At 61.6% G+C, this 15248-nt stretch carries 16 protein-coding genes; 3 read left to right on the top strand and 13 right to left on the bottom strand.

All coding sequences use genetic code 11. The annotated features are described in order from the left end of the window. Positions 1 to 8 precede the first annotated feature (8 nt). The 9 genes from pufB to SKA53_RS11935 all read right to left on the bottom strand — a co-directional run bounded on the left by pufB (position 9) and on the right by SKA53_RS11935 (position 7910). On the bottom strand, positions 9 to 164 hold the full coding sequence (pufB, locus tag SKA53_RS11970) for a light-harvesting antenna LH1, beta subunit (protein WP_007206413.1): 156 nt from the start codon (positions 162 to 164) through the stop codon (positions 9 to 11). 147 nt (positions 165 to 311) lie between these two features. Continuing rightward, complete coding sequence (gene pufQ, locus SKA53_RS11965) at positions 312 to 536, bottom strand: cytochrome PufQ (protein WP_007206412.1); 225 nt, start codon at positions 534 to 536, stop codon at positions 312 to 314. Then, on the bottom strand, positions 533 to 1993 hold the full coding sequence (gene bchZ / locus SKA53_RS11960) for a chlorophyllide a reductase subunit Z (RefSeq protein WP_007206411.1): 1461 nt from the start codon (positions 1991 to 1993) through the stop codon (positions 533 to 535). The genes pufQ and bchZ overlap by 4 nt, the downstream gene beginning before the upstream one ends. A gap of 136 nt (positions 1994 to 2129) precedes the next feature. Further along, the gene (gene bchY, locus SKA53_RS11955) at positions 2130 to 3716 is read right to left on the bottom strand and encodes a chlorophyllide a reductase subunit Y (protein WP_007206410.1); all 1587 of its coding nucleotides are present in this window, start codon (positions 3714 to 3716) and stop codon (positions 2130 to 2132) included. Next, a complete protein-coding gene (locus SKA53_RS15600; protein WP_007206409.1) occupies positions 3706 to 3843 on the bottom strand; it encodes a hypothetical protein in 138 nt (45 codons plus the stop codon). The genes bchY and SKA53_RS15600 overlap by 11 nt, the downstream gene beginning before the upstream one ends. Then, complete coding sequence (locus SKA53_RS11950) at positions 3833 to 4837, bottom strand: chlorophyllide a reductase iron protein subunit X (RefSeq protein ID WP_007206408.1); 1005 nt, start codon at positions 4835 to 4837, stop codon at positions 3833 to 3835. Before SKA53_RS11950 ends, SKA53_RS15600 begins: the two co-directional genes overlap by 11 nt. After that, on the bottom strand, positions 4834 to 5772 hold the full coding sequence (gene bchC, locus SKA53_RS11945) for a chlorophyll synthesis pathway protein BchC (RefSeq protein ID WP_081440139.1): 939 nt from the start codon (positions 5770 to 5772) through the stop codon (positions 4834 to 4836). The genes SKA53_RS11950 and bchC overlap by 4 nt, the downstream gene beginning before the upstream one ends. A 117-nt stretch (positions 5773 to 5889) precedes the next feature. Beyond that, the gene (locus SKA53_RS11940) at positions 5890 to 7029 is read right to left on the bottom strand and encodes a methyltransferase (RefSeq protein ID WP_007206406.1); all 1140 of its coding nucleotides are present in this window, start codon (positions 7027 to 7029) and stop codon (positions 5890 to 5892) included. Continuing rightward, positions 7029 to 7910 (bottom strand): polyprenyl synthetase family protein, encoded by an 882-nt coding sequence (locus tag SKA53_RS11935; RefSeq protein ID WP_007206405.1) that lies wholly within the window; start codon positions 7908 to 7910, stop codon positions 7029 to 7031. Before SKA53_RS11935 ends, SKA53_RS11940 begins: the two co-directional genes overlap by 1 nt. A gap of 88 nt (positions 7911 to 7998) precedes the next feature. Between SKA53_RS11935 and crtD the strand changes: the two genes are divergently transcribed. The 3 genes from crtD to SKA53_RS11920 all read left to right on the top strand — a co-directional run bounded on the left by crtD (position 7999) and on the right by SKA53_RS11920 (position 11062). Beyond that, the gene (crtD, locus tag SKA53_RS11930) at positions 7999 to 9561 is read left to right on the top strand and encodes a 1-hydroxycarotenoid 3,4-desaturase CrtD (RefSeq protein WP_007206404.1); all 1563 of its coding nucleotides are present in this window, start codon (positions 7999 to 8001) and stop codon (positions 9559 to 9561) included. After that, positions 9516 to 10391, top strand: coding sequence for a carotenoid 1,2-hydratase (gene crtC / locus SKA53_RS11925; protein ID WP_050752717.1), 876 nt, complete (start codon positions 9516 to 9518; stop codon positions 10389 to 10391). Before crtD ends, crtC begins: the two co-directional genes overlap by 46 nt. Before the next feature lie 95 nt (positions 10392 to 10486). Next, positions 10487 to 11062: a hypothetical protein gene (locus SKA53_RS11920; protein WP_007206402.1), complete on the top strand. Its 576-nt coding sequence runs from the start codon at positions 10487 to 10489 to the stop codon at positions 11060 to 11062. Positions 11063 to 11079: 17 nt separating this feature from the next. Here SKA53_RS11920 and SKA53_RS11915 read toward each other — a convergent pair whose 3' ends face one another. From SKA53_RS11915 to SKA53_RS11900, 4 genes are read right to left on the bottom strand one after another with little or no spacing between them, the layout of a single operon-like run. Next, positions 11080 to 11727 carry an ATP-binding cassette domain-containing protein gene (locus tag SKA53_RS11915; RefSeq protein WP_007206401.1) on the bottom strand — a complete coding sequence of 216 codons (648 nt, stop codon included), beginning with the start codon at positions 11725 to 11727 and terminating at the stop codon, positions 11080 to 11082. Beyond that, positions 11720 to 13414 (bottom strand): ABC transporter permease, encoded by a 1695-nt coding sequence (locus tag SKA53_RS11910; protein WP_007206400.1) that lies wholly within the window; start codon positions 13412 to 13414, stop codon positions 11720 to 11722. The genes SKA53_RS11915 and SKA53_RS11910 overlap by 8 nt, the downstream gene beginning before the upstream one ends. A 9-nt stretch (positions 13415 to 13423) precedes the next feature. Beyond that, positions 13424 to 14626 (bottom strand): ABC transporter substrate-binding protein, encoded by a 1203-nt coding sequence (locus SKA53_RS11905; RefSeq protein ID WP_007206399.1) that lies wholly within the window; start codon positions 14624 to 14626, stop codon positions 13424 to 13426. A 12-nt stretch (positions 14627 to 14638) separates the two neighbouring features. Further along, a complete protein-coding gene (locus tag SKA53_RS11900) occupies positions 14639 to 15247 on the bottom strand; it encodes a CDP-alcohol phosphatidyltransferase family protein (RefSeq protein WP_040482966.1) in 609 nt (202 codons plus the stop codon). Between the last annotated feature and the right edge of the window lies 1 nt (position 15248).

The raw sequence follows: 15248 nt of genomic DNA, 5'->3' as shown, positions 1-15248 counted from the left end.
TCCTCTTCTTACCAGTTGAACCAAGGCAGCTTGATGTACGTCAGAATATGCGCGACGACGGCCACGATCGTGAAGATCGTAAACCCGCTCATATAAACTGAGTGCAGCTCTTGCGCTTGCTCATCAGTGAGACCTGTGAACGAAAGGTCGGATTTGTCAGCCATGTTTTGTCTCCAAAATAGAATACTGACGCCGCGCAGCCCCCGCGGCCGGGTTACGACAGAAGCTTGTCCTCTGCCCTAATCCGCCATCCCGGGGGGGAATGACGAATATCGTGATGTCCGTTTCCGGACAAATGTCGTGCCGTACCTTCATGCGTTGAAGATATGCGGCGTGATGATGCGCGCCTGGGTCCAGGCCTTGGCGATGGGCCCGTGTTCGGGCAGCTCCATCCGGCGCGCCGCAAACAGGACCCATGTCAGGATCGCCAGCGGCAGGGTCGCCAGAAAGATCAGCGCGAAATACGCATAATATTCCCGTTTCGGGGCCGTGTGCCGCGCCCGTGTCATCGGTGCGTCTGTGGTGAAATCAGTCATTTGCGTCCTCCCAAGGATGGTTGCAGGGTTTCGACGGTCTCCAGCACGACCCTGTCGTTGCCGGCGTCGAGCGCAGCCCGCTCTGCGGCATCGCGCAGAGACTTGGCGGCGGAAATTCGTGTGAGGATCGGGTGCGTCGCCACGATCTCGTCCAGCTTGGCCTGTGCATCCGCATCCCAAGGGAAATCGCGGCGCAAAGGCGTCAGCGTGGCATCGGTTTTGTCCATCTCACTGCCAAGCGGCAGGATATGGAACAAAGCGTCGAACAACCCGTTGCAGACCTCTTGCAGCACATAGGTCGCACCGGCATAGCCCATGAACGGCGTGCCCGTGGCGCGCCGGATCGCGGCACCGGGGAAAGAGGCGGGGATGAACACCGGGCTTGGCCCATGTCCGGCCTTCATTTCGGCCAGATACATCTTTTCATTGATCGATCCCATGACGATCAGCGGGCGCTTGGCATGCAGCATTGCGCGCACTTCGTCATTGTTGGTCTTTTTGCCGCGGCAGCGCGCAACAGCAAAGGCACATGGGAAACCCAGATCACCCTCAAGATAATGGCGGATGCCGCGGGCATAGGTTTCATTCGCGACAATCGCGAATTCGGCAGTGGCAAAGAAATCCTGCGTCACCGACCGCCACAAATCCCAGACGGGTTTGATGGTAGAATGCTTCTCGCATTCGATGAACGGTTCGGGGTCAAGCCCCGTCAATTCGCCCAGCTTGCGCAGGAACTTCGTGGTGGAATCAATCCCGAACGGCGCTTGCAGATAGGGCTTGCCCAGCACCTCGCACAAACCACGCCCGAATTCGCGGTACATGCAGATATTCACATCCGCATTCACCAGATTGCGCATTTCGGCCACATGGGCACCCAAAGGCATCACCATATTGACCTCGGCCCCGATGCCTTCGATCAGACGCCGGATCTCGGCCAGATCGGATGGCATGTTGAACGCGCCATACATCGGACCCAAAATATTGACGCGCGGCGCCTCGCCTGGGGTCCGCTTCTTTTCAGGGGGCATCCGGCCTTTGGTCATGCCGAATTCGGTGAAGATCCAGGTCATCGCGCGATCCGCGGCTTCCCATTGATCCTCGTCAATCGTGCGCGGCAGGAACCGCTGGATATTGGTACCTTGCGGCGTGACACCGCCCCCGATCATCTCGGCAATCGACCCTGTGACAACCACGGCAGGCAGTGCGGGATCAAGCACTTCCCAAGCGCGTTTCATCGCCGCCTCGGTGCCTTCGCCCATCTCGGTCTCGCCCAGGCCGGTCACGACAATCGGCAATTCATGCGGTGGCAAGCCGTCGGTGTAATGCAAGACCGACGTCACCGGCAGGTTTTCGCAGCCCACAGGTCCGTCGATGACAACCTGCAATCCCTTGACGGCACAAAACGCGTAAACCGCACCCCAATAGCCGCCCGCGCGGTCGTGATCCATGATCAGCATGATCCGCCCCTCGCTTTGTTCAAAAAACTCCGGGGGAGCGCAGCGGGGGCAGCGCCCCCTGCGGTCGCTGTGCGGCCGCGATTGGCTTTGCCAATCTCTTTCCCGCACCATGGCGATTTTGTTCCAAAATACGCCATCATATCATCTGCTCCGCCGCAGCCGCACGCGCCTGCTTGTCGAGCTTTTTCTGATGCATCGCGCGGAAATCAGGGCGCAGGTTGGGTGACCCTTCCCAGACACCGGCGGTATCGCCGTGACCCACGCCTTCGAAAAAGGCGCGCATCGTGTCCATCTTTTCCTTGCCCGCAATCGCCGCATTGACGACCTGCGCCAATGACCCGGCACCGGCTGGCCCCATCAGGGGACGCGCGGAAATCAGGTTGGTGAAATACAGCGCGGGCGTCCCGCGTTCCTTGGCATGTTGCACTACGGGCGTAGTGCCAATCGCCAGATCAGGGTTGATCGCATCCACAGCCGCCAGATCATCCTCGAGCGAGGCACGGTATTTCACCTTCACACCGCGGCTTTCCAGCCATGCAGCATCCTCGGCGGACCAAGGGGTTTTCGGACAGGCGGTGCCAACATAAGGCACATCCGCGCCACTTTCGATCAGCAGACGCGCGACCAGCAGCTCAGAGCCTTCATAGCCCGACAGCGTCACGGTGCCCTTGATCTGCGCGCCACCAAGGGCGGCTGTAATCGCAGGCAGGAACGCGTTTTGTGCGGCGGCAATCTGCACAGCAGGCACATTATACGCCTCGCCAATCGCGGCCAGCCATGCGGCGGTACCGTGGTATCCGACAGGCGCTGAGCCTACGACCTTACGCCCAGCCGCCTGAAATTCGCGCACCGATGCCGTATAGAACGGATGGATCGCTGCCACGACACCGCAATCAAGGGCGGCATAAAGCTCGCGCCATTCGCGGGTTGGCACAACTGGGCCAGCGGCCAGACCCATGGGCGCCAGCATCGCGCCGATCATCATTGGATCGGCGGGGAACATCTCGCCCAGCAGGGCAACAGACGGGCGGTCAGATTTGCCGCCGACAGGGCGGGCAACGGGGCCTGCCTTGATCTCTTCACGGGCATAGGCCAGCATCGCACCGGCCAGAACATCCTTGGCCTCGGCATGGGTGGGGATGCCAAAGCCTGGTACGTCGATGCCGACGATCCGCACGCCGTTGATCTCACGCGGTAACAGGCGCAAAGGCACACCGGACGCCGTCGGCACACACAGATTGGTGACCACGATCGCATCATAACGGTCGGGATCGGCCATATCATGCACGCTTTCGCGGATATCCTCGAACAGCTTGCCGGTGACCAGCGTTTCGGAATTGAACGGCACATAGCCGACAGACCGGCGCGCACCATAGAAATGCGACACAAAGGTTAGCCCGTAAACGCAGCAGGCAGACCCCGACAGGATTGTCGCCACGCGTTTCATACGCAGGCCCACACGCAAAGACCCGAACGCCGGACACATGGATTGTGGCTGGTCATGTGGTCCTTGCGGATAGTCCTTGGCATATTGGTCCAGAATGTCGGATTTGCCCGCAGCGCGCGCCGCGTCCTTCATGGTGCCGCCCGAAGAACAGCCGCCAGCCAATGCTGTCTGCGTTACCTCTGGTGTCGCAGCAACAGCCTCGCCCTCGATGATGCGGACATTGCCCGCCTCGTCATAGCCGACTTCGTAACCTTGAGTCTGGTGATCAAGCGTCATAATGTTGCGCCTCCTTCACGGGAACGCGGGCGATCGCGGCAAGCAGCCGTTGCAACTGGTCGGGGCGGGCCTGCGCCAGCATCTGGCGCACCTCGTCACGGATTTGGCGGGATGGCTCAGGCGTCATCGTAAATGACCTCCAGGCTTTCTTTGGCCACAGCGTTCTTGCCGCGCATGTCCATGTCGGTGGCAGGGACCAGTTTGTAATCGCCGCCGGTATCCTTGGCATCGAACAGCCCCAGCAGACCGTCTTGGTCCAGCGGGGTCGGGCGCACAGGTGGCGCAATACCAACCGCATCGGCAAGACCCGCAAACATCGGGCCCCATTCGCTGTCATAGCTGCCCACGATCTGGTAATTCGCGGATTTCTTGCGCAGATCGTCGTTCTGCGGGATCGCGCAAAGCACGGGGATTTTCACGGCTTCGGCAAAGGCCTGCGCCTCTCCGGTGCCATCGTCCTTGTTGATGACCAGACCAGCCACACCGACATTGCCGCCCATCTTGCGGAAATATTCCACCGCCGAACAGACGTTGTTGGCGACGTAAAGCGATTGCAGATCGTTGGACGCGACAAGGATCACCTTTTGCGCCATGTCGCGCGCAATCGGCAGGCCGAAACCGCCACAGACCACGTCGCCAAGGAAATCGAGCAGCACATAGTCAAAGTCCCAATCATGGAACCCCAGCTTTTCGAGCAATTCGAACCCGTGAATAATACCGCGCCCGCCGCAACCGCGGCCAACCTCTGGCCCGCCCAGTTCCATCGCGAACACGCCACCACGCTTGAAACAGACATCGCCGATGGCGACCTCTTCGCCCGCCAGCTTTTTCTTGGCGGATGTTTCGATGATCGTCGGGCAGGCCTTGCCACCAAACAGCAAACTGGTTGTGTCGGATTTGGGGTCGCAGCCGATCAGCAGCACGCGCTTGCCCATTTCGGCCATCATATGGGACAGGTTGGCCAGCGTGAACGACTTGCCGATCCCGCCTTTGCCATAGATCGCGATGATCTGGGTTTTCGATGTGGGTGGGCCGCTTGGGACCTCCAGGCTGGGTTCCTCATGGGCTTCATCGCGCAGACGCTGATCGAAATCCTTCAGATTCGGTATTTCATCTTTCATGCGGTTCCCCAGTTCAAAATCATTTTCAGGCAGGCCGGATCGCTGAACGCCGTTTCATAGGCAGCGGTCGCGGTTTCGGCGGCTTGTTCGTGTGTGATCAGATCGGCCAGCCGCAACGTGCCGTTTTCGGCAAGCGCACGGGTGGCTGTCATATCGTCAGCGGTCCATTCCGCGCTGATGCGCAAACGGGCCTCTTTCATAAAGGCGGGCGGAAAGGCGAATTGCAGTGGCGCGGTATAAAAACCCGCCAGAACAATCTCGCCGCCCTTGGCGATGCGCCCGATCCACTCGTTCAGCAGATCACCACGGCCGGAGGCATCATAGATGGATGTATAATCGCGGCGCGTGTCGGTTTCGGGTGTCATCACCTGATACCCTTTGGCACCCGCCATGCGGATAGGGTCCACTTCCCAGACGGTCGGCGCAGGTGCGCCCGCCGCAATGGTCAGCCGCGCCAAAAGGCGGCCCAGAACACCGTGACCAATGATCAGATCAGGCACAGATTTGTTCGGCCCCGCCATCGCGTGCCGCGCGGTGGCAGCCAGTGCGAGCAACGCGCCACCCGCCCCAAGGCCACGGTCGATCCGTGTCACACGGGACGCCTTGGTCACGATGGTCTGTGCAGCAGCCCCGAACAGGCCAAACGCGCCTTCATAGCAATTGGCACCGGGGACAAAGACATGTTCCCCCACGCGATACCCGCTGTCCAGGCCAGCCTCGACCACTTCGCCCGCGGCCTCGTAGCCGGGGATCAGCGGATAACCCATGCCGGGAAATGGCGGCATATCACCGGACCAGAACAGTTTTTCGGTGCCTGTGGAAATGCCGGAATGGCGAATCTGGACAACAATATCGTCACGCGCCGGGGGTGTGATTCCCACCGTATCAAGCCCCAGCTTGCGGGGTGCTGATAATATGACGGCCCTTGTTTCCAATTAATCTCTCCTGCGGTGCTTGGGGCCATTCTGACCTGACAGCAGCGCCTCCTCTTGGATTGAGTTTATCTTTTTGATGGGCAGTGTCAATTCTTTTAGACACATAGTGTGTAAACTTTACCTTACACCTTCAACAACCGAGGTGATGAAGGGGCGCGCGGCCTTTGGCAGACGCAGGCTGGAGAATCCGGCCTGTTGCAAAAGCGCCGCAATCCTGTCGGCCGACCGCGCGCGCCCGGTGCGCATTGCCATGCAATAGATCGCGAAATAGGCATCACCCGCGCGATGCGGGGCAGCGCCGCCTGTCATCGGTTCGGAAATCACGATCCGCCCGCCGGTGGGCAGCGCGGCATAGGCGGCAGCCAGCAAATCAGCCACAGTTTCATCGCTGTGATCGTAAAGCACGCGCACAAGGCTGATCATATCGGCCCCCTGCGGCAGCGGCTGGTCGCGGAACGATCCTGGCACGATCTGCACCCGATTCGTCATGTCCGCTGCGCCGAACCTGTCCTGCGCGGCAGGAACGACGGCGGGCAGATCGAACAATGTCATCGCCAGTTTCGGGTAGGCCGCACCCACCGCCGCAAGGAATGCACCTGTCCCACCACCCACATCCATCAAGCGGGTGACACCACGAAAATCGACCGCTGCCAGCGTGTCATCGGCGACCAAAAGCTGGCTATCGGCCATCAGGCGCGAATATTTGGCGGCACTGTCCGGGTTGGTCGCAGCCCCAGCGCCGAACACATAGGGCCAGAAATCGGCCAGTTCCGTGTCCACTTCGCCGCGAAAAAACGCAACAGGGTCCGACAGATCACGATAAAGCACGTCATGATGCGCGATCATCCCCGCCAGACCGGGCACCCCTGCAAGTGCGGCACCCCGCGTTGTCAGCGCATAAAGGCCCGATTTGCGCTGTTTCAGCAGGCCCAGCGCCCCGGCCGCGGACAGCAGCACCGCCATGCGGTCGGGCGGCATCCGCCCTTGCACCGCCAAGGTGGACAAGGGCAGTTCATGGACCAACAACAGCTTGGGGATATCCAACGCTACCAGCGTATAAAGCACCTGCGAGTGACAGAAACCGGCGACAAGATCGAACATCGCATGGCCTTCGGACCGGACCAGGCGACGTGTCAGGGGAAAGCGGGCAGCCCATTTCTGAAAGGCAGGCGAGGCCACCAGACGTGTGAAACGCGACGCGCTTTGGCGGTCAAGGTCAGGCCCGGATACCGGCATTGTCACAGCCGCATCCGTCATTATTCGCCCGGCACGGTGCGCCGGTCACGCGCGCCCGCAGGCACCAATCTATCGGCATAGGCGCGCACCATCTGGGCCAGCGCCGCCTCGCCGGGGCAAGCGGGAATCGATGAAATCGCACCACCAAGGATATCGTCAAACCGTTTGACCGCGCCCTGTACGCCGTAAGCGGCCACCGCATTGGGCCGCCCGTGCAGATCGTCCTGACCTGCAGGCTTGCCCAGTGTCGCATCATCGCAAAGCGCGTCACGCAAATCGTCGGCGACTTGAAACGCTTCTCCGATCCGCGCGCCAAGTTCGGCCCAGGGTTCGGCCTCTTGCCCTGCGGCCACGGCCCCCATCTGGGTCGCGGCAATGAACAAGGCCCCGGTTTTCGCCTGATGATAGGCGGATAAATCAATCTGGCTTTCGCTTTCCCAGCCTTGCCCAGCACAAATGCCAAAGGGCATGCCGGTCCGCGTGCCAAGGATATCAAGCAACGTGATCGCACGCGCAGGCGCGTCGCCCGCCGCGCGCGCAAGCAAATGAAATCCCATAATAATCAGGCTATCGCCCGCCAGCACGGCCAAAGGTTCGGAAAACGCGCGGTGCAGCGCGGGCTTGCCACGGCGCATATCGGCATCGTCGAAACAGGGCAGATCGTCATGCACAAGGCTGGCGCAATGCACCAGCTCCAGCGCCGCCGCCGCCGCATTCGTGAGCGCCGGACGGTCATCACCACAGGCCATTGCCACGCTCATCAGAATCGTTGGCCTGATCCGCGCACCACCCGGAGTGACGGCATAATTCAACGCCGCCGCCAGTTTGGGAGGCGCCACGCCGCCCTGTCCCTGCGCGATGGCAGCGGTCATTGTAGCTTCGATCCGGTCGGCGATTTTCATGGCATGTGTCCTATCTCACTTCCATACTGTCTATTTTAGTTTACATATGTCAATGTAAATCAAACGATACACTAGAGGCCCGTGCGAAATGACCACATCCGCGGAAAAGATCGTGATCATCGGCGCGGGAATCGCCGGATTGGCCACTGCCTTGCGCTTGGGCCATGCGGGATACGATGTGTCAGTCGTGGATATGCACGCTGCACCGGGCGGTAAAATGCGCGCCATTCCATCGGCAGCGGGTCCGGTCGATGCCGGCCCCACCGTGCTGACGATGCGCCATGTGTTTGACACGCTGTTCGCGGATGTCGGTGATAATCTGGCCGATCATGTCACGCTGACGCCGCTGGCAACGTTGGCGCGGCATTATTGGGACGACGGCACGCAGCTGGACCTGATGGCCGATGCGCAGGCCAGCCTTGCCAATGTCCGCGATGCTTTTGGCGCAGTGGCAGCGGCGGAATTCGCCAGTTTCTCGGCCCGCGCAAAGCGGCTGTTTGATGCCTTCGACGCGCCAATGATGCGCACCGCCATGCCCGACCAGATCGCCGTGGCGCGCAAGGTGCTGGCCCAGCCCCACCTGATCGCCGATATGGCACCGCACCGCACGCTGGCGGGGCTGCTGAAATCCAGCTTCAGCGATCCGCGCTTGGCGCAGCTGTTCGGGCGTTATGCGACCTATGTCGGCGGCTCACCCTACCAGTCGCCCGCGATCCTGTCGCTCATCTGGCAGGCCGAGGCGCAGGGCGTCTGGACCGTCGCAGGCGGGATGCAAAAGCTCGCGCAGGCTATCGCAGGGCTGGCAGAACGGCACGGCGTGCAGTTTCATTACGACACCCGCGCCCTGCGGATCACCCGCCAAGGTGGGCAGATCAGCGGGGTCGAGACGACCAAAGGCCATTTCGCCGCCGCCACCGTCGTGTTCAATGGCGAACCACGTGCGCTGGCGACCGGATTACTGGGCGACAGTTTTGCAGGGATTGTCAAACGCGACGGTATCGCACCGCGCAGCCTGTCGGCCTATGTCCATGCCTTCGCAGCTGTGCCGCACGGCATAGATCTTGCGCATCATACTGTGTTTTTCGGCCATGACCCCAAGGCGGAATTTAGCGCACTCGCCCGCAATGAAATGCCGCGCGATGCGTCATTGTACCTGTGCGCGCAGGATCATGGCACGGCAGCCCCAGACGCCTTGCAACGTTTCGAAATCATCATGAACGCAGCCCCCGTTCTGCGCGACCCCGAACAGGAAAAAGCCCAATGTCAGACACAGATTTTCGCCCGTTTCCGCCAGTTCGGACTGACCTTCAGCCCGACACCCGGGCCGGACAGCCTGACCACGCCGCAGGGGTTCGCGGATCTGTTCCCCGCGAGCCTCGGTTCACTGTACGGGCGCAGCCCGCACGGTCTGACGGCGGCCTTCAAGCGACCGACGATCAGAACGGCGATGCCGGGGCTGTATCTGGCGGGTGGCGGGGTGCATCCGGGGGCGGGGGTGCCAATGGCGACGCTCTGCGCCCAGCACGCGGCCGCGGCGATCTTGAGCGACCTTGCTTTGCGCTCGACGTCCCGCCGGGGGGTTATGCTTGGTGGTACATCGACGGCATCAGCGCCTGCGGCACCAAAGCCGTCAGCGTCATCGGGTTCATAGGGTCCGTCTTTTCGCCATGGTATGCATGGTCGGGGCGCGGTGATCCGGCCAATCATTGCTGCATCAATGTGGCGACCTACGGCCCCGGCGGGCGGTTCACCATGACCGACCGCGGGCGACAGGCGCTGCGCACCAGCACCGACACATTGCAGGTCGGCCCATCGTCGATGCATTGGAACGGCAAAGCCTTGGTGATCGACATCAACGAGATCAGCGGCCCGCCCGTCATCAGCCGCGTGCAAGGGCAGATCACGATCACGCCGCGCGCGGTAACATCCGTCGAACTGCCGCTGACGCCGGATGGAGCGCATGTCTGGCGGCCCTTTGCGCCATCGTCGGACATCACGGTCGATCTGGCGGCAAAGGGCTGGCAATGGTCGGGGCATGGGTATTTCGACGCCAATTTCGGCACCAGACCGCTAGAGGACGACTTCAAATTCTGGACATGGGGCCGGTATCCGACCAAGGCGGGCGCGACCTGCATCTATGACGCGACGCGGCGGGACGGGTCCATGCTGGAAACCGCCATCGCCTTTGACCATGACGGCACGGCCCGCCAGGTCAGCGCGCCACCGCGCGTGCCGTTCAAATCGTCGGGCTGGCGGATCAGGCGCGAAACCCGCGCCGACCCCGGCATCGCACCACGGCAGGTCCTAGGCATGCTGGACGCGCCGTTCTATTCACGCTCCGCCGTCCAAACGGTGCTGGACGGCGAAACCGTCACCGGCGTCCACGAAGCACTGGATCTGGACCGCTATGCGTCACCGCTGATCAAGCCGATGCTGGCCTTTCGCGTGCCGCGACGCGCCGGTTGGCAACAGGGCGATTAAGCTGACGGTTAATTCAAACTGTTCATACTTCTGTGCGTTGTTTAACCGGCTGGAAATGAATCCTCCGTATCCGGCTATGCATAGGAGGATCATAGATGAAACAAACGACTTTCTGGCTCGCGATGATGCTGGCCACCACGACCGCGACAGCTGGGGCAGCACAGGATCTGACATCCCAGATGGAGAAATTCGTCACTGAACACGTCATAGAATGGGCAACGGACCCAATCATCGTGGATGCGATCGTTGCGCAAAATGCGATCACTGGCAGCTATGATCAGGCCAAGATCAACGAACTCGATGCGCTGTGGACTGCGCAGTCCGGAATGGCAGGTATTCCGCTGATCGATGGGGTGTTGCAAAACCCCACCTCTGATTTTCTGCGGCAACGCATCGCAACAGCGGGCGGAACCATTGCTGAAATCTTCGTGATGGATGCCCGCGGTCTGAACGTCGCTGCAGCCGAAGCGACATCGGATTACTGGCAGGGTGACGAGGTAAAATTTACCGAAACCTTCCCCAAGGGCCCGAACGCGCTCCATTTTGGCGAGGTTGAACTGGATGGATCATCCGGCGAAGTACAGGCACAGGTGTCCATGTCCATTGTGGACAGCGCGGGTGCCGTCGTGGGCGCGATGACTGTGGGGATCAACCTCACGTCACTGATGTGATCTAGTTGCGCGGGCCTTCAGTAGCCGCTTTCATTGCACAGCGTAATGATTGCGCCACCTGCGGCCTGCGCGTCTTCGGCATCATGGGTGACCATCAGCACAGGCAAGGCGCGGCTGCGCGCCCTGTCGAACACCATGTCTCGGACCTGTGCGCGCAACGCCGCATCCAACCGCGCGAAGGGTTCATCCAGTAGCAGGGCGCAGGGTTCGGACAAAAGCATCCGCATCAAGGCGACACGCGCCTTTTGTCCACCCGACAAAGTGGCAGGATCACGCTGCGCAAAACCGTCAAGCCCGACCTCGGCCAAGGCGGCGTCGATCCGGGCCTGCCTGTTATGCCGCGACCCACCTGGCGGCAAGCCAAAGGCAAGGTTCGCCCCGACCGACAGATGCGGAAACAGCAGGTCATCCTGAAACAGGATGCCGACGCGCCGTTGATGCGCCGCAGCATGGGTGATGTCATGCCCGTCCAGCAATACCCGGCCAGTGGCGGTGAAATCGCTGGGCAAGGTGCCGGTGATAAAGGCCAGCAATGTGGATTTGCCCACACCGGACGGCCCCATGATCGTCAAGACATCACCCGGGGCCACATCTTGATGCACCCTGATCAGCGCTGATCGGTCTTTGAAAATCGTGACATTGCGCAGCGATAATCCCTTATCCATGCCGCAATCCTTTCCTGTTGCGCCAGACCAGCGCCGGAATAAGCAAGGCCAGCGCGAAGGGCACCAGCGCCGCCCCCGTTTGCATCAGCCCATAAACACCGATCGCGCGCCTGTCGCCACCCGAGGCCAGCGCCACCGCCTCGGTCGTCAGGGTCGCGACGCGCCCGCCACCGATCAGCAAGGTCGCCAGGTATTGCCCGACGGATACTGCCAGCCCGACGGCAAAGGCTGTCAGCACCGGACGCAGCAACATGGGCAGCCGCACGCGCCACAAAATGCCGTCGGGGCTGGCGCGCAGTGCTGCGGCGATCACGCCCATCCGCGCATCCCAGGCACGGAACGGATCCGCCAGCGACAAGAAAACATATGGCAGCACAAAAACCACATGCGCCAGTATCACAGGCCCCCGGCCCACTTCGGCCCCAAGGTTCAACATCAGCGTCTGCAACCCCGGCAGAAAGGCCGTTTGCGGGACCAAAAGCGGTATGTACAACACCCAGAGCGCACGCTGGCTGACCCGGAGTTTATGGCGATATTCAGCCTCCAGACAGCCGATGGTGAGCACCAGTGCCACCAGCGCCGCGACCACCGCGATGAAGGCTGTCTCGCCCAGCGCCTGCAATGTGCCAGGGCCGAAACGCAGCCAATTCGCCATCGTGATCTTGTCCGGCAATGCATCGGGAAACCCCCAGAATCCCGCGACTGACCAGACCCCAAGAACGACCAACCCCAGAAAAACCGCCAGCGCCGAAACCGCCCCGGCCACCAGCGCCAGACCCGCGATGACCGGGTCGGCCTTGCCGCGCGCGCCCGCTGCGATCCACCGCCGCCCAAGGGCTGCTACGGCACCCTCGCCCAGACGCCAGACCAAAAGCGCGCCAATCACCAGCAGCAGTTGCAACACGGCCCCCGCCGCAGCCTCCAGTCGATGGCTCAGGTCGGGATGCGCCATCAGCTTGACGATCTGCACCGACAAGGACGGCGGCGTGTTTGGACCCAGAATGACAGCGACATCCACGACCGACATCGCATAGGCCAGCACGACATAGACCGGCGGCCTGATCTGCGCATAGACCCGCGGAAACACGGTCTTGAGCCAGCCAGTCAGCCGCCCATAGCCTAGCGCCCGCGCCACGCGCACGCTGCGCTGGGCATCCGCCTGACCCAAGGCAGCCAAGGTGATCAACAGCAAAAACGGCACTTCTTTCACGATCAGCCCAGCGGTCATTGCAAGGCCCCAGCTGTCATGCACGATCAAAAGGTCTGGTGGCCGGTCCCAGCCTGTCAGCTCCGGCGAGGTCAGCCGCGCCAGCCAGCCCGATGGCGCGATCAGGAACGCCAGCCCGAACGCCGCCGCAGCATGTGGCACCGCCAGCAATGGCGACAAAAGCCGTTCCAACACCCCAAACACCCGCGTGCCAGACCAGCCGGCCGTCACAAGCATGACGATGGCCAACGACATCACCGTCGCCAGAACGCCGGTCCCCACCGACAGCATCACCGCGCGCGGCAACCCGGCCCAACCCAACAGGTCGCGGAACGGGTCCAGCGACGGCCCGGTCAGCCCCGCCGCAGGCAAATGTCCAAAGGCCGGCAACACCGTCCCCCACAGCCCCGCCAGCACCGGCCCCAGCAATGCAAGCATGGTCAGCGCCGGTAACAACGGCAACAGGCGGCGGCGGGACATGGGCGGCGTTTACTGCGCGACGCCGTAGCGCGCGACCCAATCGTCGCTGATGCGGGTCATCCATGTCGGATGCGGTTCATCCTGCACGACCCCCAGTTCCGCCGGTGTCAGCGTCGCAATGCCAAGGTCCAATGTCTCGAACAGCGCGCGGTCGGCATCCGACAGCTTGTCCATCGCAAGCACCGTGCCATAGCCAAGTATCGCGGGGTCTTGGGCGCGGGCCTGCGCCTCGGGCGACAGCAGGAAATTGGCGACAACCATCGCCCCTGCCTTGGCCCCTGAATTATAGGGGATCGCCACGAAAGAGGCGTTACCGATCGTGCCCTTGTCCAGCACAAAGGTCCGCACCGTATCGGGCAACTGGTTATTGGCGATCGCGGCAGTCGCTTCACCGGGGCTAAAGGAAATCGCCAGATCGACTTCGGCATCGGCGATCAACTGCAACTGCGCAGGACCGCTTGCCGGATAGGCGCGGCCTTCGCGCCACAGATGCGGCGTCAGCGCGTCAAGATAGGCCCACAAAGGCGCTGTCACCGCATCATAATTGGCATCTGTTGCAGGTTCGGCCAGCACCAATGGATCAGGCAGAATGTCGATCAGCACCTGTTTCAGGAAAGTTGTTCCCAGAAAATCCGGCGGCTGCGGATAGCTGAACCGCCCCGGATTGGCCTGCGCCCAGCCCAGCAGCGCATCCATCGACCCCAGACGGTCGGGCATCCGTGCGGTATCATGCACGAACACGACCTGCGCCATTGCCCAAGGGCTCTCATATCCGTCCACCGGCACAGTGAAATCGGTCTGCAGGGCAGGTTTGTTTTCAAAATCGGCCAGCGCCCAATTGGGCAGCTGTTCGGCATAGGGGCCAAACAGAAGATCGGCCTCTTTCATCGCAGCGAAATTCGCGCCGTTGATCCAGATCATGTCAATCGCGCCGTTTTCGTTCTGGCCTGCCTGCTTTTCCGACAGCACGCGGGTGACCGCATCGGCGGTATCGGTCAGTTTGACATGGTTCAGGGTCACGCCATAGTCCTGCGCGACACGCGATCCGACCCAAGCGATGAAATCATTCGTCGTCGTCGATCCGCCCCAGGCATTCCAATAGACGGTCTGGCCTTCGGCCTGTGCTGTCACCGCCTCCCAATCGGCGGGATCAACATCCGCCATCGCAGGCAAAGGCGCCAGCAAGGCGGCAAGAACGGCAAGGTGTTTCATCAAAGATGTCCTTTAGTTAACATAGATACGATAGGCCGCCCTGACCCGCAGTGCGGCAGTCAGAAAGCACAAAGCGCCAAAAACCCACGCCAGCGGCGCGAAATAAGGTGCGAACAGGCAAAGCAGCACGAAGAACAGGATCGTTTCGGTCCCTTCAAGGATACCGTTGGAATAATACAGCGATTTTTGGCCTTGCGCGGTTGTCCTGTGGCCATGCTTTTCAGCCAGTATGGCAAAGCCCAGAAAGCTGGTGCCGTTGACATAGAACGATGCGAGCAAAAACGCACCCGCAGCCCCGTTGCCAGCCGGATCGATCAGCACGAAGGCCAACGGGATCATTGCGTAAAACAGGAAATCCGCAGCGATATCCAGATAGCCGCCAAAATCGGTCTGGCGCGTGGCCCGCGCCACCGCCCCGTCCAGCCCGTCTGCCACACGGCTGGCCAGCAAAGGCACCAATGCCAGCATTGGCGCGCCAAGCGCGATCACAAGCGCGGCCACCAACCCCAGCACCAACCCGACCAACGTGACACGATCCGCCGAAATCCCGCGCGCTGCCATACGGCGCCCGATCCGGTTCAGCGGCGGGTCGATCATTGGGCGAAGATAGCGGTCTAGCATG

The organism is Yoonia vestfoldensis SKA53 (assembly GCF_000152785.1).
Taxonomy (GTDB): Bacteria; Pseudomonadota; Alphaproteobacteria; order Rhodobacterales; family Rhodobacteraceae; genus Yoonia; species Yoonia vestfoldensis_A.
The sequence above is the reverse complement of the archived record's forward strand: the minus strand, read 5'-3'. Positions and strand labels throughout refer to the sequence as shown.

What these genes read in the sequence shown, in the direction of transcription:
- pufB (WP_007206413.1), bottom strand. Translation starts at nt 164, where the DNA reads ATGGCTGACAAATCCGACCTTTCGTTCACAGGTCTCACTGATGAGCAA.
- pufQ (WP_007206412.1), bottom strand. Translation starts at nt 536, where the DNA reads ATGACTGATTTCACCACAGACGCACCGATGACACGGGCGCGGCACACG.
- bchZ (WP_007206411.1), bottom strand. Translation starts at nt 1,993, where the DNA reads ATGCTGATCATGGATCACGACCGCGCGGGCGGCTATTGGGGTGCGGTT.
- bchY (WP_007206410.1), bottom strand. Translation starts at nt 3,716, where the DNA reads ATGACGCTTGATCACCAGACTCAAGGTTACGAAGTCGGCTATGACGAG.
- SKA53_RS15600 (WP_007206409.1), bottom strand. Translation starts at nt 3,843, where the DNA reads ATGACGCCTGAGCCATCCCGCCAAATCCGTGACGAGGTGCGCCAGATG.
- SKA53_RS11950 (WP_007206408.1), bottom strand. Translation starts at nt 4,837, where the DNA reads ATGAAAGATGAAATACCGAATCTGAAGGATTTCGATCAGCGTCTGCGC.
- SKA53_RS11940 (WP_007206406.1), bottom strand. Translation starts at nt 7,029, where the DNA reads ATGACGGATGCGGCTGTGACAATGCCGGTATCCGGGCCTGACCTTGAC.
- SKA53_RS11935 (WP_007206405.1), bottom strand. Translation starts at nt 7,910, where the DNA reads ATGAAAATCGCCGACCGGATCGAAGCTACAATGACCGCTGCCATCGCG.
- crtD (WP_007206404.1), top strand. Translation starts at nt 7,999, where the DNA reads ATGACCACATCCGCGGAAAAGATCGTGATCATCGGCGCGGGAATCGCC.
- SKA53_RS11920 (WP_007206402.1), top strand. Translation starts at nt 10,487, where the DNA reads ATGAAACAAACGACTTTCTGGCTCGCGATGATGCTGGCCACCACGACC.
- SKA53_RS11915 (WP_007206401.1), bottom strand. Translation starts at nt 11,727, where the DNA reads ATGGATAAGGGATTATCGCTGCGCAATGTCACGATTTTCAAAGACCGA.
- SKA53_RS11910 (WP_007206400.1), bottom strand. Translation starts at nt 13,414, where the DNA reads ATGTCCCGCCGCCGCCTGTTGCCGTTGTTACCGGCGCTGACCATGCTT.
- SKA53_RS11905 (WP_007206399.1), bottom strand. Translation starts at nt 14,626, where the DNA reads ATGAAACACCTTGCCGTTCTTGCCGCCTTGCTGGCGCCTTTGCCTGCG.
- SKA53_RS11900 (WP_040482966.1), bottom strand. Translation starts at nt 15,247, where the DNA reads ATGCTAGACCGCTATCTTCGCCCAATGATCGACCCGCCGCTGAACCGG.